Annotated in this window: 1 protein-coding gene; it reads left to right on the forward strand. The window is 73.5% G+C overall.

Annotated elements, in window-relative coordinates:
- Positions 1-1,660 (forward strand): type I polyketide synthase (locus tag SGA01_RS40715; RefSeq protein WP_141303466.1); only part of this gene is annotated, 1,660 nt, incomplete at both ends.

A 1,660-nucleotide genomic window follows, 5' to 3' on the forward strand; every position in this document is an offset into this window, starting at 1 on the left:
GGCCTCCTGGGAGGCGTTCGAGCACGCCGGGATCCCGGCGGCCACCGCGCGCGGCACCTCGGTCGGCGTCTTCACCGGCGTGATGTACCACGACTACGCCACCCGTCTCACCGATGTCCCGGAGGGCATCGAGGGCTACCTGGGCACCGGCAACTCCGGCAGCGTCGCCTCGGGCCGCGTCGCGTACACCCTGGGCCTGGAGGGCCCGGCCGTCACGGTCGACACCGCCTGCTCGTCCTCGCTGGTCGCCCTGCACCTCGCCGTGCAGGCCCTGCGCAAGGGCGAGGTCGACATGGCGCTCGCCGGCGGCGTGACGGTCATGTCGACGCCCAGCACCTTCGTCGAGTTCAGCCGTCAGCGCGGGCTGGCACCGGACGGCCGGTCGAAGTCCTTCTCGTCGACGGCCGACGGCACCAGCTGGTCCGAGGGCGTCGGCGTCCTCCTCGTCGAGCGCCTGTCCGACGCGCGCCGCAAGGGCCACCGGATCCTCGCCGTGGTCCGGGGCACCGCCGTCAACCAGGACGGCGCCAGCAGCGGCCTCACGGCTCCGAACGGGCCGTCCCAGCAGCGCGTCATCCGGCGCGCGTTGGCGGACGCCCGGCTGACGACCGCCGACGTGGACGTCGTCGAGGCGCACGGCACGGGCACGCGACTCGGCGACCCGATCGAGGCGCAGGCCGTCATCGCCACGTACGGCCAGGGCCGGGACGGCGAACAGCCGCTGCGCCTGGGGTCGTTGAAGTCCAACATCGGACACACCCAGGCCGCCGCCGGTGTCTCCGGTGTGATCAAGATGGTCCAGGCGATGCGCCACGGCGTCCTGCCGAAGACACTCCACGTGGAGAAGCCGACGGACCAGGTGGACTGGTCCGCGGGCGCGGTGGAGCTGCTCACCGAGGCCATGGACTGGCCGGACAAGGGCGACGGCGGACTGCGCCGGGCCGCGGTCTCCTCCTTCGGTGTCAGCGGGACGAACGCGCACGTCGTGCTCGAAGAGGCCCCGGCGGCCGAGGAGACCCCTGCCACCGAGGCGGCCCCGGCCGTCGAGCCGTCGGTCGGCGCCGGCCTGGTGCCGTGGCTCGTGTCGGCGAAGACTCCGGCCGCGCTGGACGCCCAGATCGGGCGCCTCGCCGCATTCGCCTCGCAGGGCCGTACGGACGCCGCCGATCCGGGTGCCGTCGCTCGCGTACTGGCCGGTGGGCGCGCCGAGTTCGAGCACCGGGCCGTCGTGCTCGGCGCCGGACAGGACGACTTCGCACAGGCGCTGACCGCTCCGGAAGGACTGATACGCGGCACGTCCTCGGACGTGGGCCGGGTGGCGTTCGTGTTCCCCGGTCAGGGCACGCAGTGGGCCGGCATGGGTGCCGAACTGCTGGACTCTTCCGCAGTGTTCGCGGCGGCTATGGCCGAGTGCGAGGCCGCGCTCTCCCCGTACGTCGACTGGTCGTTGGAGGCCGTCGTCCGGCAGGCGCCCGGTGCGCCCACGCTGGAGCGGGTCGATGTCGTCCAGCCCGTGACGTTCGCCGTCATGGTCTCGCTGGCGAAGGTCTGGCAGCACCACGGCATCACCCCGCAGGCCGTCATCGGCCACTCCCAGGGCGAGATCGCCGCCGCGTACGTCGCGGGGGCCCTCACCCTGGACGACGCCGCCCGTGTCGTC

It is taken from the genome of Streptomyces gardneri, from assembly GCF_006539185.1.
Classification (GTDB): domain Bacteria; phylum Actinomycetota; class Actinomycetes; order Streptomycetales; family Streptomycetaceae; genus Streptomyces; species Streptomyces gardneri.